This window comes from Streptomyces sp. PH10-H1 (genome assembly GCF_030063355.1).
GTDB lineage: Bacteria > Actinomycetota > Actinomycetes > Streptomycetales > Streptomycetaceae > Actinacidiphila.
On record NZ_JASISZ010000225.1, the window covers coordinates 1 to 899 of the forward strand.

Genomic DNA, 899 nt, shown 5'->3' on the forward strand with positions numbered 1-899 from the left:
CTCCGTGCGGTCACCGAACCGTTCAAGCGGGGTCTCAAGGAGGCCGCCGCCGAGGGTGAGGCGTCCTCGTCGCGTATCGGCGGGGCGTTCAAGAAGCTCGCCGGGATCGGCATGGTCGCCGGCGGGGCCGCGGTCCTGATCGGCGTCGCGTCCGTGAAGTGGGCTGCGGATTTCGAGACGCACATGAAGCGCCTCTACACCGCTGCCGGGCTGACGGACGACGCGCTCAAAAAAGTTCACATGACGTCGGACCAGCTCAACGACGCCGTCCTGAAGCTCGGCACCCAGACCGGGTACACCGGCACGCAGATGGCCGAGGCCCTGTACCACCCGATCTCTGCCGGCCTGGACCTCAAGTCCGCGCTGGAGGTCGTGAAGTACTCCGCGCAGGAAGCCCAGATATCCGGGGCCTCACTGGAAAACACCACCTACAGCCTGTCCAGCGTGATGAAGGCGTTCAATATCAGCGCCGATCAGGCCGGTCCCACGATGGCCAGCCTCAACGCCATCGTCGGCCAGGGCGATACGAAGTTCCAGGACTTCAACCAGTCGATCAAGAACTGGGCGCCGACTGCCGCGCAGATGGGCATCTCCGTCAACTCCATGGGTGCGGGCCTGGCCTACCTCACCGACGTCGGGAACACGGCGGAGGTCGCCGCGACGCGTCTGACCATGGGCATCTCCATGATGACGACGCCGTCGCAGAAGGCCACGAAGATGCTGACCGCGATGGGGCTGGCGTCCACGGACGTCAAGGCCAGCAGTAACGCGATGGAGCAGGCCATGAAGAAGGCCGGCATCACGCAGAACAAGCTGGCCATGGACCTGAAGCAGCCGGACGGCCTGTATGTGGCGCTGAAGGACCTCAAGGACAGCCTGCAGCGGGCCGGGGTGTCCGG

General features: G+C 65.4%; 1 protein-coding gene. It reads left to right on the forward strand.

The features are described 5' to 3' along the window. The coding region (locus QMK24_RS41340; RefSeq protein WP_283472066.1) for a phage tail tape measure protein at nt 1-899 on the forward strand (899 nt) is incomplete at both ends.